The sequence below is a fragment of the Mongoliimonas terrestris genome, assembly GCF_001927285.1.
Classification (GTDB): Bacteria; Pseudomonadota; Alphaproteobacteria; order Rhizobiales; family Pleomorphomonadaceae; genus Chthonobacter; species Chthonobacter terrestris.
Genome location: NZ_MSIG01000005.1, coordinates 20,969 through 34,535 on the forward strand (window position 1 = coordinate 20,969; position 13,567 = coordinate 34,535).

Annotated in this window: 12 protein-coding genes; 5 read left to right on the forward strand and 7 right to left on the reverse strand. The window is 69.2% G+C overall.

The window, feature by feature from the left end:
• Position 1: 1 nt before the first annotated feature.
• Positions 2-421, forward strand: coding sequence for an oxalurate catabolism protein HpxZ (gene hpxZ / locus BUQ68_RS08475; RefSeq protein WP_075215812.1), 420 nt, complete (start codon positions 2-4; stop codon positions 419-421).
• A complete protein-coding gene (locus BUQ68_RS08480; RefSeq protein WP_075215538.1) occupies positions 418-1,101 on the forward strand; it encodes a GntR family transcriptional regulator in 684 nt (227 codons plus the stop codon). The genes hpxZ and BUQ68_RS08480 overlap by 4 nt, the downstream gene beginning before the upstream one ends.
• A 790-nt stretch (positions 1,102-1,891) precedes the next feature.
• Here BUQ68_RS08480 and BUQ68_RS08485 read toward each other — a convergent pair.
• Positions 1,892-2,698, reverse strand: a complete 807-nt coding sequence (locus BUQ68_RS08485; protein ID WP_425349512.1) for a potassium channel family protein — start codon at positions 2,696-2,698, stop codon at positions 1,892-1,894.
• Between the two features lie 245 nt (positions 2,699-2,943).
• On the opposite strand from BUQ68_RS08485, the gene atzF reads away from it, so the two are divergent.
• Both atzF and BUQ68_RS08495 read left to right on the forward strand, forming a co-directional pair.
• Positions 2,944-4,740 (forward strand): allophanate hydrolase, encoded by a 1,797-nt coding sequence (gene atzF, locus BUQ68_RS08490; protein WP_075215539.1) that lies wholly within the window; start codon positions 2,944-2,946, stop codon positions 4,738-4,740.
• A 262-nt stretch (positions 4,741-5,002) separates the two neighbouring features.
• The gene (locus tag BUQ68_RS08495; RefSeq protein WP_139315181.1) at positions 5,003-6,265 is read left to right on the forward strand and encodes a hypothetical protein; all 1,263 of its coding nucleotides are present in this window, start codon (positions 5,003-5,005) and stop codon (positions 6,263-6,265) included.
• Positions 6,266-6,353: 88 nt separating this feature from the next.
• Here the strand turns inward: BUQ68_RS08495 and BUQ68_RS08500 are convergent, their stop codons facing one another.
• The 6 genes from BUQ68_RS08500 to BUQ68_RS08525 all read right to left on the reverse strand — a co-directional run bounded on the left by BUQ68_RS08500 (position 6,354) and on the right by BUQ68_RS08525 (position 12,511).
• The gene (locus BUQ68_RS08500; RefSeq protein WP_075215541.1) at positions 6,354-7,349 is read right to left on the reverse strand and encodes a dipeptide ABC transporter ATP-binding protein; all 996 of its coding nucleotides are present in this window, start codon (positions 7,347-7,349) and stop codon (positions 6,354-6,356) included.
• On the reverse strand, positions 7,346-8,368 hold the full coding sequence (locus BUQ68_RS08505; RefSeq protein ID WP_075215542.1) for an ABC transporter ATP-binding protein: 1,023 nt from the start codon (positions 8,366-8,368) through the stop codon (positions 7,346-7,348). The genes BUQ68_RS08500 and BUQ68_RS08505 overlap by 4 nt, the downstream gene beginning before the upstream one ends.
• A gap of 5 nt (positions 8,369-8,373) precedes the next feature.
• Positions 8,374-9,294, reverse strand: a complete 921-nt coding sequence (locus tag BUQ68_RS08510) for an ABC transporter permease subunit (RefSeq protein ID WP_075215543.1) — start codon at positions 9,292-9,294, stop codon at positions 8,374-8,376.
• 4 nt (positions 9,295-9,298) lie between these two features.
• Positions 9,299-10,309 (reverse strand): ABC transporter permease subunit, encoded by a 1,011-nt coding sequence (locus BUQ68_RS08515; RefSeq protein WP_075215544.1) that lies wholly within the window; start codon positions 10,307-10,309, stop codon positions 9,299-9,301.
• Between the two features lie 6 nt (positions 10,310-10,315).
• Positions 10,316-10,804, reverse strand: a complete 489-nt coding sequence (locus tag BUQ68_RS08520; protein WP_075215545.1) for a GNAT family N-acetyltransferase — start codon at positions 10,802-10,804, stop codon at positions 10,316-10,318.
• Positions 10,805-10,918: 114 nt separating this feature from the next.
• A complete protein-coding gene (locus tag BUQ68_RS08525) occupies positions 10,919-12,511 on the reverse strand; it encodes an ABC transporter substrate-binding protein (RefSeq protein ID WP_075215546.1) in 1,593 nt (530 codons plus the stop codon).
• Between the two features lie 380 nt (positions 12,512-12,891).
• Between BUQ68_RS08525 and BUQ68_RS08530 the strand changes: the two genes are divergently transcribed.
• Positions 12,892-13,503, forward strand: a complete 612-nt coding sequence (locus tag BUQ68_RS08530; protein ID WP_075215547.1) for a DedA family protein — start codon at positions 12,892-12,894, stop codon at positions 13,501-13,503.
• The last annotated feature ends 64 nt before the right edge of the window (positions 13,504-13,567 follow it).

The following is a 13,567-nucleotide window of genomic DNA, read 5'->3' on the forward strand; positions in this document are numbered from 1 at the left end:
CCTGCCGATCAACCTGCCCGAGGTGGTGGCCGAAGTAGAGGCGGCCTTCGCCCGCTACGAGACCGCCCTCGTCACCAACGACGTCGCCACCCTCGACGCCCTCTTCTTCGACGCGCCGACCACCATCCGCTACGGCATCACGGAAAACCTCTACGGCTATCCGGAGATCGCCGCCTTCCGCGCCGCCCGCCCGTCCGTGGGTCTTGCCCGCACCATCGAGCGGACGGTGATCACCACCTACGGTACCGACATGGCCACGGCCTCCACCCTCTTCCGGCGCGAAACGACCCCCGGCCGGATCGGCCGGCAGATGCAGACGTGGATGCGCACCGCCGAGGGCTGGCGCGTGGTGGCGGCCCACGTGTCCGTCATCCCGGAACCGGATGGTCCGGCCGCCGGAACCGCCGGAACCGCTCCATGACCGATCCGGACGGCCCTGCGGACCCGCTTCTGGAACGGCGTTCCCGCACGCGGACCGAGGACCTGCGCCTTCAGCTTGCCGACGAGATCGTGCGCGGCGACCTCGCGCCCGGCATGGCCCTCGACGAGATGCGGATCGCCGCCCGTTTCGGCGTGTCGCGGACCCCTGTGCGCGAGGCGCTCCGCCAGCTCGCCGCCAGCGGTCTCGTGGAGATCCGCCCGCACCGGGGCGCCGTGGTGGCGCGGCTCTCCACGGAGAAGCTGCACGAACTCTTCGTCGCCATGGCCGAGCTTGAGGCCGTCTGCGCCGGCCTTGCCGCCGTGGCGATGACGCCGAACGAGCGCCGGGCGCTCGAAGAGATCCACGAGCTCCTCCGCGATCTCGTCCGCGCCGGCGATCCGCAGCGCTACCACGAGCTCAACGAGAGCTTCCACACGGCGGTCTATCTCGGCTCCCACAACGGCCACCTCGCCGAGGTCACCCTCGCCACCCGCGTCCGCCTCCAGCCCTTCCGCCGCGCCCAGTTCCGCACCCTCGGCCGCCTCTCGCGCTCCTACATGGAGCACGACGACATCGTCCGCGCCATCCTCCGCGCCGACCGCGACGCCGCCAGCCTCGCCATGCGCGACCACATCGGCACCGTCGAAACCGCCTTCGGCGAGTACATCGACATGCTCTGACGGGGGGAGGGTGCTTGGACCCGGTCGGCATCGGGCCAACCCTTCGACACCCGGCCAACCCTTCGACACTGGGCTATACCATCACCGCGAGAGCGCCCACCCTCCCCCTTGCGGGGAGGGTCGACAACCGCCGGCCGTCGGGAGGGGCCTCCCCGCCACCCGCCACCAACGCCCTAACCCCCCGCCACCCTCGACGTCATCCCGGCGAACGCCGGGATCCAACCGTCGCCGCCATCACCCGCCCGGATCCCGAACGCCCGCCGTCGGCTGGATCCCGACTTTCGTCGGGATGACGGTCGCGCGACGGATCCCCCGGCGCATCTCACCGCCCCGCCATACCGTCCCCCTTGCGCGTCGGGGAGGGGTCGCCCACGCCCCAATCCCCTCGACCGTCATCCCGGCGAACGCCGGGATCCAACCGTCGCCGCCATCACCCGCCCGGATCCCGAACGCCCGCCGTCGGCTGGATCCCGACTTTCGTCGGGATGACGGTCGCGCGACGGATCCCCCGGCGCATCTCACCGCCCCGCCATACCGTCCCCCTTGCGCGTCGGGGAGGGGTCGCCCACGCCCCAATCCCCTCGACCGTCATCCCGGCGAACGCCGGGATCCAACCGTCGCCGCCATCACCCGCCCGGATCCCGAACGCCCGCCGTCGGCTGGATCCCGACTTTCGTCGGGATGACGGTCGCGCGACGGATCCCCCGGCGCATGTCACCGCCCCGCCATACCCTCCTCCTGGCGGGAGGGTCGACGGCCGCAGGCCGTCGGGGAGGGGTCTCCACCCCCCTCACGGCAGCCCTTCCGTCGGGATCTTCAGCACCGTTCCGCAGTGCTTGCAGTGCACCGCGTCCGGGTCGTGCCGGTAGAGGCCGCAGACGGTGCACTCGAACAGCACCTTGTTCGGGCGGAACAGCACCTGGGCGAGGCGCAGGAAGAGCGTCACGCCGGCGATCATGATGACCACCGCCAACAGCCGCCCGGTGGTGCCCTCCAGGGTGATGTCGCCGAACCCGGTCGTCGTCAGCGACGTCACCGTGAAGTAGAGCGCGTCCACCCAGTTGTTGATCTCGTCGTTGCGCGCGTGCTGCGTCTCGTAGACGAGGCCGGTCATCACGAAGAGGAACACCATGAAATGCACCGAGGCGACGAACACCTCCTCGTGCTTGCGGAAATAGTCGAAGTCTTCCCTCAGCTTGCGCAGCAATTGGTAGGTGTGGAGCAGGCGCACCGTGCGCAGGATCCGGAGGAAGCCGGCCCCTTCGCCGAGCAGCGGCGCCAGGAAGGAGATGATGGCGGCAAGGTCGGCGAGCGATGCCGGGTGGATCAGGTCGCGCCACGGGCGGCGGCTGATCCAGAGGCGGGCCGCGAAATCGGCGAGCACCATCAGCCCGAGCAGCACATCGATCACTTCCACGATGACGTTGCGCTCCACGAACGACGTGCCGACGATGAAGAGCACCACCGCGGCGTCGATCACCACCAGCCCGTAGCGGAACCGGTGCGCGGTCGAGCTGTCGCCGAGGTAGAGCGCCCGCACCCGGTCGCGCAGCGCGCCCTCCGGCCTGGTCCTGTCCGTCCGCGTCTGTCCGAGCACGCCGCGCCTCGCTTACCGTATTCAAAAATCCAAACCGAACGTACCAGCCTTCCGCGCCGCCGCGCACCCGCACCATGGGCGGAGGCGCCAAGGATCGGGCGGCCTGCCCATAATCTGGGCGAGCGAACCGGAATTGTATGCAATACCCTGACGTCGGTACACCGGATCGCGACCTGCTTTCCCTGGCACGGGCCTTGCGACGCCGGTCCTGCCCAAGATCAACCGTTGAGGATGCGGACCTGACCATGACGGACATCGCGCTTGATCTCGCCCGGCTACGGCAGGCCTACGCGGACGGGCTCTCGCCCGAGCGGGTGGTGGAGGCGGTCTACGGGCGGATCGCGGCCGCGAACGACCCCGGCATCTTCCTCGCCCTGGTGCCGGAGGCCGAAGCAATGGCCGCCGCCCGGGCGCTCGGCCCCTACGATCCGGCCAAACCGCTCTTCGGCGTCCCCTTCGCGGTGAAGGACAACATCGACGTCGCCGGCTTGCCGACCACCGCCGCCTGTCCGGACTTCGCCTACACGCCCGCGGCCGACGCCGTGGCGGTGGCGCGGCTTCGCGCGGCGGGGGCCATCGTCATCGGCAAGACGAACCTCGACCAGTTCGCCACCGGCCTCGTCGGCGTGCGCACGCCCTATCCGGTGCCGCGGAACGCCCTCGATCCGGACCTCGTCCCCGGCGGCTCCTCGTCCGGATCGGCGGTCGCCGTAGCGCGCGGGCTCGTCAGCTTCGCGCTCGGCACCGACACCGCCGGCTCCGGCCGCGTGCCCGCCGGCCTCAACGCCATCGTCGGCCTGAAGCCCACGGTCGGGGCCGTCTCCGCCACCGGCGTGGTGCCGGCCTGCCGCACGCTCGACTGCGTGTCCGTGTTCGCCGGCACGGTGGCGGACGCCTGGGCGGTCTACGCCGCCATGGCGGGCTATGACGCCGCCGATCCCTATTCGCGCCGCGTCCCGCTCGGCCCGGTCGCCCTGCCGCCGGCGCTCACCGTCGGCCTGCCCACCGACGAGAGCCTGCGCTTCTTCGGCGACGAAGCCGCAGCCGCCGCCTTCAAGGCCAGCGTCGACGACCTGAAGGCCCTCGGCGCCCGCTTCGTGCCGGTCGATCTCACGCCCTTCTACGACGTGGCCGCGCTCCTCTACGAGGGCGCCTGGGTGGCCGAACGCTACGCCGCCATCGAGGGCTTCATCCGCGAGCGGGCCGACAGCGTCCACCCGGTCACCCGGGCGATCACGGCCGGCGCGCTCACCCGCTCGTCGGTGGACGCCTTCAAGGGCTTCTACCGCCTCGCCGCCCTGAAGCGGCAGGTGGAGCCGGTGCTGGAGGCGATCGACCTCCTCCTCGTGCCCACCTATCCGTCGCCCGTCACCCTCGCCGAGATCGCGGCCGAGCCGATCGCCGCCAACAGCCGGCTCGGCACCTACACCAATTTCGTCAACCTCCTGGACCTCTCCGCCCTCGCGGTGCCGGGCCGCGCCCGGCCGGACGGCCTGCCGGCCGGCATCACCCTCATCGGTAAGGCCGGCGCGGACGGGCTCCTGGCGGCGGCCGGCGCCGCGCTCCATGCGGCGCTCGGCACCACGATCGGCGCCACCGGCGTCCCGGTCCCGGACGCGCCCCCGCCGACGGGCGCCATCCCGGACGGCTGGATCGCCGTGTCCGTCGTCGGCGCCCACCTCTCCGGCATGCCGCTCAACCCGGAACTCACCCGGCTCGGCGCCCGCTTCGTCATGGCCGGCGAGACCGCGCCCATCTACCGGCTCTATGCGCTGGCCGGCGGCCCGCCCTTCCGGCCGGGTCTTGCCCGCGTCGGCGAGGCGGACGGCGCCGCGATCGCGCTCGAGGTCTGGGCCCTACCGCCGGAGGGCTTCGGCCGCTTCGTCGCCGGCATCCCGTCGCCGCTCGGCATCGGCACCGTGCGGCTCGCCGACGGCTCCACCGTGAAGGGCTTCATCTGCGAGGCGGCGGGCCTCGACGGCGCGCTCGACATCACCCACCACGGCGGGTGGCGCGCCTACATGGCCGCCAAGGCCGCATGAGACCGGCGCGACCCGACCGGGCCGGGCCGAGCTTCCGGTGGAAGGCGGTGCGCATGCTCCGGTCCGGTTGCGGCCGATTGCCTCATCGGCCCGTTTTCCTTTTCGCCATTTCCGGTCCTTCACACGGATGACGCCGGACGCAATGCAGTTAGTATAGTTCCCGTTCGATTGCCGAAACGTCCCGGTGTAGAAGCTAACCACCTGTCGTCTTCCGCCGAACGGACGCTCATTCGGAGCCGCATTTCAAAGGGGGTAGCATTTCATGGATGTCCAGAAGCTACTGATGCTCACCGCTGGTGGCGCGCCGGGGGCGATGTCCGGCGGCTATGCCGGCTTCGTCGGCGGATCCTCCACCGCGATGCGGATCACGCTCGGCGTCGCTCTGGCGCTCGGTGTCATCGGCTGGTCGCTGGCCGTCACCCGCGGGTCCGACATCGCCACCTACCAGGCCCAGATCGCCGAGGCGGGTCTTGGCGGCGTCGCGCCCGACAAGCTCACCGTCGCGCTTGCCGAGCGCCGGCGCGAGCTGACCCAGATCGAAAGCGCCATCGTGTCCCGCGCCGCCGCGCTCGGCGCCCGCGAGCAGCAGCTCGCCAAGGCCATCGCCGCCCAGGAGGCCGCCGAGGCCGCCGCCGCCGAGGCGGTCGCCCTGAAAGTCGCCGCCGAGGAAACGGTCGCCGCCGCCGCCACCCAGAAGTCCGGCATCGACCGCACCATCATCCGCGGCGAGAACGTGCTCGTCTCGCTCACCGCTGCCGTCGGCGCGCGGGAGAAGCAGCTCGCCGGCCTCACCGCCAAGGCCAACGCCCAGTCCAAGGAGCTGGACGAGCTTCGCCGCTTCCAGGCGTCCATGGCCGCCTACCACGCCGAGCGCGAGACCCTGAAGCGCCAGACGATCCGCGACGGCAACGCCCTCGTGTCGCTCTCCGCCGCCGTCGGCGCCCGCGAGCGCCAGCTCGGCGGCCTCATCGGCAAGGTGAACGCCGCGTCGGACCAGGTGCGCGAGATCGATCTCTGGCGCGCTGAGAAGGGCCGGATGCTGGCCGCCAACGCCGAGCTTGCCCGCGACGTGACGCGCACGGAAAACCGCCTCCTCACCACCAGCGTCGCCGCCAACGCCCGGCAGGTGCAGGTGGACAAGGCGATCGCCAAGCTTGCCGCCGTGGAGACCGAGGCCGAGAGCCTGAACCGGGCAGTGCTCGGCCACGAGGCCAAGCTCGTCGACCTCGACCGCCAGATCGCCAGCCTCGGCGAGGAGGCGACCGAGAAGTCCCGCGCGGTGGTGCGCGTCCACAACCAGCTGATCCCGATGATCTCCGCCGTCGGCGCCCGCGAGCAGCAGGTCCAGCGCCTGATCACCCGCAACGACGCCCTGGAGGCGGACGCCATGGCGCTCTCCCGCGAGATCGCCCTCAAGGACGCCCGCCTGGAGGAGATGACCGAGACCGCGACCGTCGCCGCCGATCGCCTGAAGGCCCTCAGCGAGTTCCTCTCCACCCAGACCACCCCGGTGGTCTCGCAGTAAAACGCCCCGGTCGGCGACGATCGACGCCCTGAAACGAAGAACGGCGGCCTCATGGGGCCGCCGTTTTCGTGTCCTGCGTCCGTGCCCGTCAGATCCGCCCCTCCCGCACCGCGTGGCAGGCGACCAGCAGGTCGCTGTCCGGCACCGCGAGCTCCGGCCGCTCCTTCGGGCAGGGCTCGTACATGTAGGGGCAGCGCGGGTGGAAGGCGCAGCCGGTCGGCGGGTTGAGCGGGGAGGGGAGTTCGCCCTTGAGCCGGATCCGCTCGCGCCTCCCGCCCGCCTCGGTCGACGGCGTCGCGGAGAGAAGCGCCCGGGTGTAGGGATGCTTCGGGTCGGCGAAGATCTCGTCGCGCGTCCCGTACTCCACCGGACGGCCGAGATACATCACCATCACCTCGTCGGCGATGTGGCGCACCACGCCGAGGTCGTGGCTGATGAACAGGTAGGCAAGGCCCATCTCCTCCTGCAGGTCCATCAGGAGGTTCAAGACCTGCGCCTGGATCGACACGTCGAGGGCCGACACCGGCTCGTCCAGCACCAGGATCTTCGGGTTCAGCATCAGCGCCCGCGCGATGGCGATGCGCTGCCGCTGGCCGCCGGAGAACATGTGCGGATAGCGCTCCGCGTGCTCCGGCCGCAGCCCCACCCGCCGCATCATGGCCTGCGCCTTGGCCCGCCGCGTCGCCGCGTCGTCGTCGGTGTTCACATAGAGCGGCTCCTCAAGGATGGCCGCCACGGTCTGGCGCGGGTTGAGCGAGCCGTAGGGGTCCTGGAACACGATCTGCACCGACTGGCGCAACAGCCGGGCATCGGCGGCCGAGCGGCCGTCCACCGTGCGGCCGTCCACCGTCAGACTGCCGGCGGTCGGCTTCTCGATCATGGTCACCACGCGGGCGAGGGTGGACTTGCCGCAGCCGCTCTCGCCCACCACCGCCAGCGTCTTGCCGGCCTTCAGATCGAAGCTCGCCTCGGCCAAAGCCCGCACATAGGCCGGCTTGCCGAAGAGGCCGCGCTTCAATTCGTAGGTGCGCGCGAGGCCGTCGGCGGCCAGCACCACCGTGGCGGGATCGACGGGGGCGTTCATGCGACCTCCTGCAGGTCCGGATGGATGGTCGCGCCGGGGCCGGGGTGCCCCACCGGCCGTCCGCCGGCGAGCGGATAGTGGCAGAGCGCGTAGCCCGCCTGCCGCCCCTGCACCGGCGGCACCTTGGTGACGCATCGCTCGGTGGCGAACTTGCAGCGCGGCGAGAACAGGCACCCGGTCGGCCGGTCGAACTGGCCCGGCACCACGCCCGGGATCGACGGCAAGCGCCGGGACGTCGCCCGCTCCGGCAGCGCCGCCAGCAGCGCGGCCGTGTAGGGATGGTGCGGATCGGCGAAGAGCCCGGCCACCGCCTGCTCCTCCACCTTCTGGCCGGCGTACTGCACCGACACCCGGTGCGCGGTCTCGGCGACCACGCCCATGTCGTGGGTGATCAGCACCAGGCCCATCCCGGTCTCGCTCTGAAGCTGCATCAGGAGTTCCAGGATCTGCGCCTGGATGGTCACGTCGAGCGCCGTGGTCGGCTCGTCGGCGATCAGGAGCTTCGGCTGGCAGGCGATCGCCATGGCGATCATCACGCGCTGGCTCATGCCGCCGGACAGCTGGTGCGGGAAGGCGTCCACCCGCTCCGCCGCCGCCGGAATGCCGACCATCTCCAGAAGCTCGATCACCCGCCGCCGCCGCGCCTTGCGGTCGAGCTTCAGGTGCACCTTCAACGCCTCGCCGATCTGGAAACCCACCGTGAAGCAAGGGTTGAGGCTCGACATGGGCTCCTGGAAGATCATCGCCATGTCCTTGCCGACGATCCGCCGCCGCTGCCGCGCCGACAGGCCCGCCAGTTCATGGCCGTCGAACAGCATGCGGTCCGCGGTGATGGTCGCCGTCCACGGCAACAGCCCCATCAGCGCCAGCATGGACACCGACTTGCCGGACCCGGACTCGCCCACGATGGACACGATCTCCCCCGCGTCCACCGTCATGGACACGCCGTCCACGGCTCGAAACGGCCCGCTGGCGGTCTTGAAGTCGACCGAGAGGTTCTGGATGTCGAGGAGTGGCATGGAGGTCAGCTCCGCCTGAGCTTCGGGTCGAGGGCGTCGCGAAGGCCGTCGCCGATGAGGTTGATGGCGAGCACGGTGATCAGGATGGCAAGGCCCGGAAAGGTGACCACCCACCAGGCGCTGAGGATGAACTCCCGCGCCTCGGCCAGCATGGTGCCCCACTCCGGTGTCGGCGGCTGGGCGCCCATGCCGAGGAAGCCGAGCGCGGCCGCGTCCAGGATGGCGTTGGAGAAGGAGAGCGCCGCCTGCACGATCAGCGGCGCCATGCAGTTCGGCAGGATGGTGACGAACATCAGGCGCAGCCGGCTCGCACCCGCCACGCGGGCGGAGGTGACATAGTCGCGGTTGCGCTCCGCCATCACGGCGGCGCGGGTCAGGCGCACATAGTGGGGCTGGGCGACGAGCGCGATGGCGATCATCGCGTTGACGAGGCCCGGGCCCAGCACCGCCACCAGCACCAGGGCGAGGAGCAGCGACGGGAAGGCGAGGAGCACGTCCATCACCCGCATGATCGCCGTATCCACCCAGCCGCGGAAGAAGCCCGCCACCAGCCCGAGGACGATGCCGCCGATCAGCGAGATGGAGACCACCACCACGCCGATGAAGAGCGAGTAGCGCGCGCCGAAGATGAGACGCGAGAGGATGTCGCGCCCCACTGCGTCGGTGCCGAGCAGGAAGCGCGTGTCCGCGCCCTCCGCCCAGGCGGGCGGGGAGAGCAGGTGGTCGCGGAACTGCTCGTTCGGGTGGAAGGGCGCGACCAGCGGCGCGAACACGGCGACGACGACCAGGAGGCCGAAGACGACGAGGCCGATGACGGCGCCGCGGTTCTCCGAGAAATAGGACCAGAACTCGCGCAGCCGGCCGGGCCGGGCATCCGTCTGCACCTTGGCGGCCGCGACGGTGTCGGTGCGGGTGACGTCGGTCATCGGATCACCTCGTGTGCCGGATCTTGGGATTGATGAGGCCGTAGAGCATGTCGACGATCAGATTGACGACCATCACCATCAGGGCGATCAGCACCAGCCCGCCCTGCACGGCCGGGTAGTCGCGGCGGAAGATGCTATCCACCATCCACTTGCCGATGCCCGGCCAGGAGAAGATCGTCTCCGTGAGGATGGCGCCGGCGATCAGCACGCCGATCTGCAGGCCGATGGTGGTGATCACCGGGATCAGCGCGTTGCGGAGCGCGTGAACGCCCACCACCCGGAAGGGCGACAAGCCCTTGGCGCGGGCGGTGCGGATATAGTCCTCGGACAGGACCTCCAGCATGGCCGACCGGGTCTGCCGGGCGATCACGGCGAGCGGGATGGTGCCGAGCACGATCGTCGGCAGGATGAGGTGCGAAGCCGCCGACGCGAAGGCGCCCTTCTGGCCGGAGATGAGGCTGTCGATCAGCATGAAGCCCGTGACCGACGGGAAGAAGTAGAGCAGCGAGATCCGCCCGGACACCGGCGTCCACTGCAGGATGCCGGAAAAGACGATGATGAGGAGGAGGGCCCACCAGAAGATCGGCATGGAATAGCCGACGAGGGCCGTGGCCATCAGCCCGTGGTCGAAGCCGGAGCCGCGCTTGACAGCCGCCACCACGCCGGCGGGAATGCCGAGCACGACGGCGAAGATCATGGCGCAGATGGAAAGCTCCACCGTGGCCGGGAAGAGGGCGAAGAACTCCTCGAAAACCGGCTTCTTGGTGATGATCGAGGTGCCGAAGTCGCCCTGGATCAGGGAGCCGAGATAGCCGGCGTACTGTTCCCAGATCGGCCGGTCGAAGCCGTAGCGCCCCATCAGCTCGGCGTAGCGTTCCGGCGACAGGCCGCGCTCGCCGGCCATCAGCAGGATGGGATCGCCGGGCAACAGGCGGATGAGGAAGAAGGCGACCAGGCTGACCCCGATGAAGGTCGGGATCACGAGGCCGATGCGCCTGAAAAGGAAGCCGAACATGGGCGGTCAGGGTACCAGTCGTTTGGTGAAGCGATGGGTCGGGACGGTCTCCACGCGGCCGTCCCGGGTCCAGATGGGATTGTCGAAGACGCCCCGGTCGGTCCAGCCGGCTTTCGCGTAGAAGGCGTAAGCCCTGGCGTTGCCCGTCATGCACTCGATGAGGCCATCGACAACGCCGCGCGCCGCAAGCTTCTCTTCAAGCACGGATAGCAAAAGCTTGGCAACCCCCCGGCCGCGGAACGATCTCGCCACGTAGAATTGGTCGATCGTCTCGTCCTCCAGCGCACCGAATGCGATCGGTTCAGCGTCGACGACTGCCACGAAGCTTTGGGTATGAAGCCCTTCCAGACGCTTGCGGAAGGTGTCGAGGGTCCTCTCCTCGGTCACATGGGGCGCCGCGAGGGCGCCGTGGGCGTCGTGCCAGGCCTCATGCCAGAGACGCGAGACGCGATCGTGATCGTCGGGGGCGAGCGGGCGAATGGTGATGTCGAGCATGGAGCATCCTGGTCGGTTGGCGGCGATCGGACAGGACGCAAGCCGCCGCGCCGCAACGACAGCGGCGCCGGGAGCCATCACCCCCGGCGCCGCCGATCCGTCAGCTCCGGGCGATCACTCGGTGATGTCCACGCCGTCGAAACGGTGCGAACCGAGCGGGTCCATCTTGTAGTTCTGCACGGACTTTGCCATCGGCATGAAGACAGTGGAGTGGGCGATGGTGGCCCACGGCGCCTGTTCCTTGAAGATGACCTGCGCCTGCTCGTAGAGTTCGGCGCGCTTCTCCTGGTCGGCCACGGTCTTGGCCTCCATGATCAGCTTGTTGAAGTCCTCGTTGCACCAGTTGGCGCGGTTGGACCCGCCGACCGCGTCGCAGCCGAGGAGAACGGCCAGGAAGTTGTCCGGGTCGCCGTTGTCGCCGGTCCAGCCGAGGATGACGGCACCGTCGCGCTCCTTGTCCTGGCTGCGCTTCAGGTATTCGCCCCACTCGTAGGAGACGATCTCGGTCTCCACGCCCACCTTGGCGAAGTCCGACTGGAGCAGTTCGGCGGTGCGGCGGGCGTTCGGCATGTAGGGCCGCTGCACCGGCATCGCCCAGATCTTCATCTTGAGGCCTGATACGCCGGCTTCCTCGAGCAGCTTCTTGGCGGCTTCCGGATCGTAGGCATCGTCCTGGACCGCGTCGTTGTAGGACCACATGGTCGGCGGGATCGGGTTCTTGGCCGCCTGGCCGGAGCCCTGGTAGACGGCGTCGATGATGGCCTGCTTGTTGATGGCCATGTTCAGCGCCTTGCGGACGCGGGCGTCGTCGAACGGCTTCATCAGCGTGTTGTAGCCGAGGTAGCCGACGTTGAGGCCGGCCTGCTCCATCATCTGGACGCTGTCATCGGACTTCAGGGCCTCGATGTCGGCCGGGTTGGGGTAGGGCACCACATGGCACTCGCCGGCCTTCAGCTTCTGCAGGCGGACGGCGGCGTCGGGCGTGATGGCGAAGACGAGGTCGTCGATCGCCTGCTTGCCTTCGAAGAAGTCCGCGTGGGCCTGGAAGCGGATCACCGCGTCCTTCTGGTAGGCCACGAACTTGAACGGCCCGGTGCCGACCGGCACCTGGTTGAGGTCGGCCATCCGGCCTTCCGCCTCGAGCTTGTCGGCGTACTCCTTCGACATGATGGACGCGAAGTCCATGGCCAGATTCGCGATCATCGGCGCTTCCGGCCGGTTCAGCACGAACTTGACGGTCAGGTCGTCCACCTTGTCGATCGACTTGATGAGGTCCGGCATGGACATGCCGGAGAAATACTCCCACGTGCCGCCGGCGTAGCTGTACCAGGGGCTGCTTTGGTCCATCTGGCGCATGAAGGAGAAGATCACGTCGTCCGCGTTGAGGTCGCGGGTCGGCGTGAAGAAGTCCGTGGTGTGGAATTTCACGCCCGGGCGCAGCTTGAAGGTGTACTCCAGGCCGTCCGCGGAAACCTCCCAGCTCTCGGCGAGGCCGGGGATGACGTTCGTCGTCCCGCGCTCGAACTCCACCAGGCGGTTGTAGACCGGCTTGGACGAGGCGTCGAAGGTGGTGCCGGCCGTGTACGGCGCCGGGTCGAAGCCCTCGGGGCTGCCCTCGGAGCAGTAGACGAGCGTCTTGGCGTTCGCCGCGGTGCTGAGACCGGCGGCAAGGATCGTGGCCGCCAGCAGGCGGGTGGTGGATTTCATGGTATGCGCACTCCCCTGAGCCGGCCCCTCCGGACCGGCAAGTCGCTCAACGACGGCCGCGCGCGATTTCTGTTTTGTCCACGCGGTCGAGCGAGCCATATCGGAACGGACAAACGGCATATTTGCAATATGTATCGCGTTATTTTTTGACCGTCCGATTTGGAATAACTTGTCGTTCAAAGCCTCTCCGGCGAGCGGATCCGACTACGTGACGCAGCGTCGGCGCGAAATTCTCCCGGACAGCGGCCCGGAGGCAACCATACTGCCACCCATCCGTCCGGCGGTGGATCGAACGGGTTCCGTTTCGCCCGCCGCTCTGGCACAACGGGGTTCATCGTGCAGTGCAACGGAAGCGGCCGCCGCGACGGCCAGGAGGCGTGATGTTCGAATGGGTCGTCGGTTTCGTCCAGCAGGGCGGCTATCTGGGCGTCGCCTTCCTGATGTTCCTGGAGAACGTGTTCCCGCCGATCCCCTCCGAGGTGATCATGCCGCTCGCCGGCTTTGCGGCCGCCCGCGGCGACATGAACATCTGGCTCGTGATCCTGTCCGGCACCATCGGCTCGCTCGCCGGCGCCTTCTTCTGGTACTACATCGGCGTCTGGCTCGGGAACGGGCGCGTGGAGTGGGCCATCACCCGCTTCGGTCGCATCCTCACCATGAACCTCGACGACCTTGAGAAGGCGCGCGAGTGGTTCCGCTGGAAGGCCAGTTGGGCCGTCTTCCTCGGCCGTCTGGTGCCGACCGTGCGCACACTCATCTCCGTGCCGGCCGGCATCGCCGGCATGTCCTTCGGCACCTTCGCCTTCTGGACCACCCTCGGCACCGCCGCCTGGACCGCGATTTTGGCCATGGCCGGTTACCTCCTGGAAAGCCAATACGAGACCGTGGAGGGCTATATCGACCCCGCGTCCAAGGTTGTCGTCGCGGTGATCGTCCTCGGTTACCTCTATCGCGTCATCACCTACAAGCCGCGCGCCGCCGTTGAAAAGTGATCGCGCGCACCGGTCGTTCTCAGATCGCCGGTCCGACTTGCCGGCGGTCGCCGATTATTTGCCG

Excerpts from the sequence above, each read along its gene's own strand:
- BUQ68_RS08480 (WP_075215538.1), top strand. The coding sequence starts at position 418 with ATGACCGATCCGGACGGCCCTGCGGACCCGCTTCTGGAACGGCGTTCC.
- BUQ68_RS08495 (WP_139315181.1), top strand. The coding sequence starts at position 5,003 with ATGGATGTCCAGAAGCTACTGATGCTCACCGCTGGTGGCGCGCCGGGG.
- atzF (WP_075215539.1), top strand. The coding sequence starts at position 2,944 with ATGACGGACATCGCGCTTGATCTCGCCCGGCTACGGCAGGCCTACGCG.
- BUQ68_RS08515 (WP_075215544.1), bottom strand. The coding sequence starts at position 10,309 with ATGTTCGGCTTCCTTTTCAGGCGCATCGGCCTCGTGATCCCGACCTTC.
- BUQ68_RS08505 (WP_075215542.1), bottom strand. The coding sequence starts at position 8,368 with ATGCCACTCCTCGACATCCAGAACCTCTCGGTCGACTTCAAGACCGCC.
- BUQ68_RS08500 (WP_075215541.1), bottom strand. The coding sequence starts at position 7,349 with ATGAACGCCCCCGTCGATCCCGCCACGGTGGTGCTGGCCGCCGACGGC.
- BUQ68_RS08525 (WP_075215546.1), bottom strand. The coding sequence starts at position 12,511 with ATGAAATCCACCACCCGCCTGCTGGCGGCCACGATCCTTGCCGCCGGT.
- BUQ68_RS08520 (WP_075215545.1), bottom strand. The coding sequence starts at position 10,804 with ATGCTCGACATCACCATTCGCCCGCTCGCCCCCGACGATCACGATCGC.
- BUQ68_RS08510 (WP_075215543.1), bottom strand. The coding sequence starts at position 9,294 with ATGACCGACGTCACCCGCACCGACACCGTCGCGGCCGCCAAGGTGCAG.
- BUQ68_RS08530 (WP_075215547.1), top strand. The coding sequence starts at position 12,892 with ATGTTCGAATGGGTCGTCGGTTTCGTCCAGCAGGGCGGCTATCTGGGC.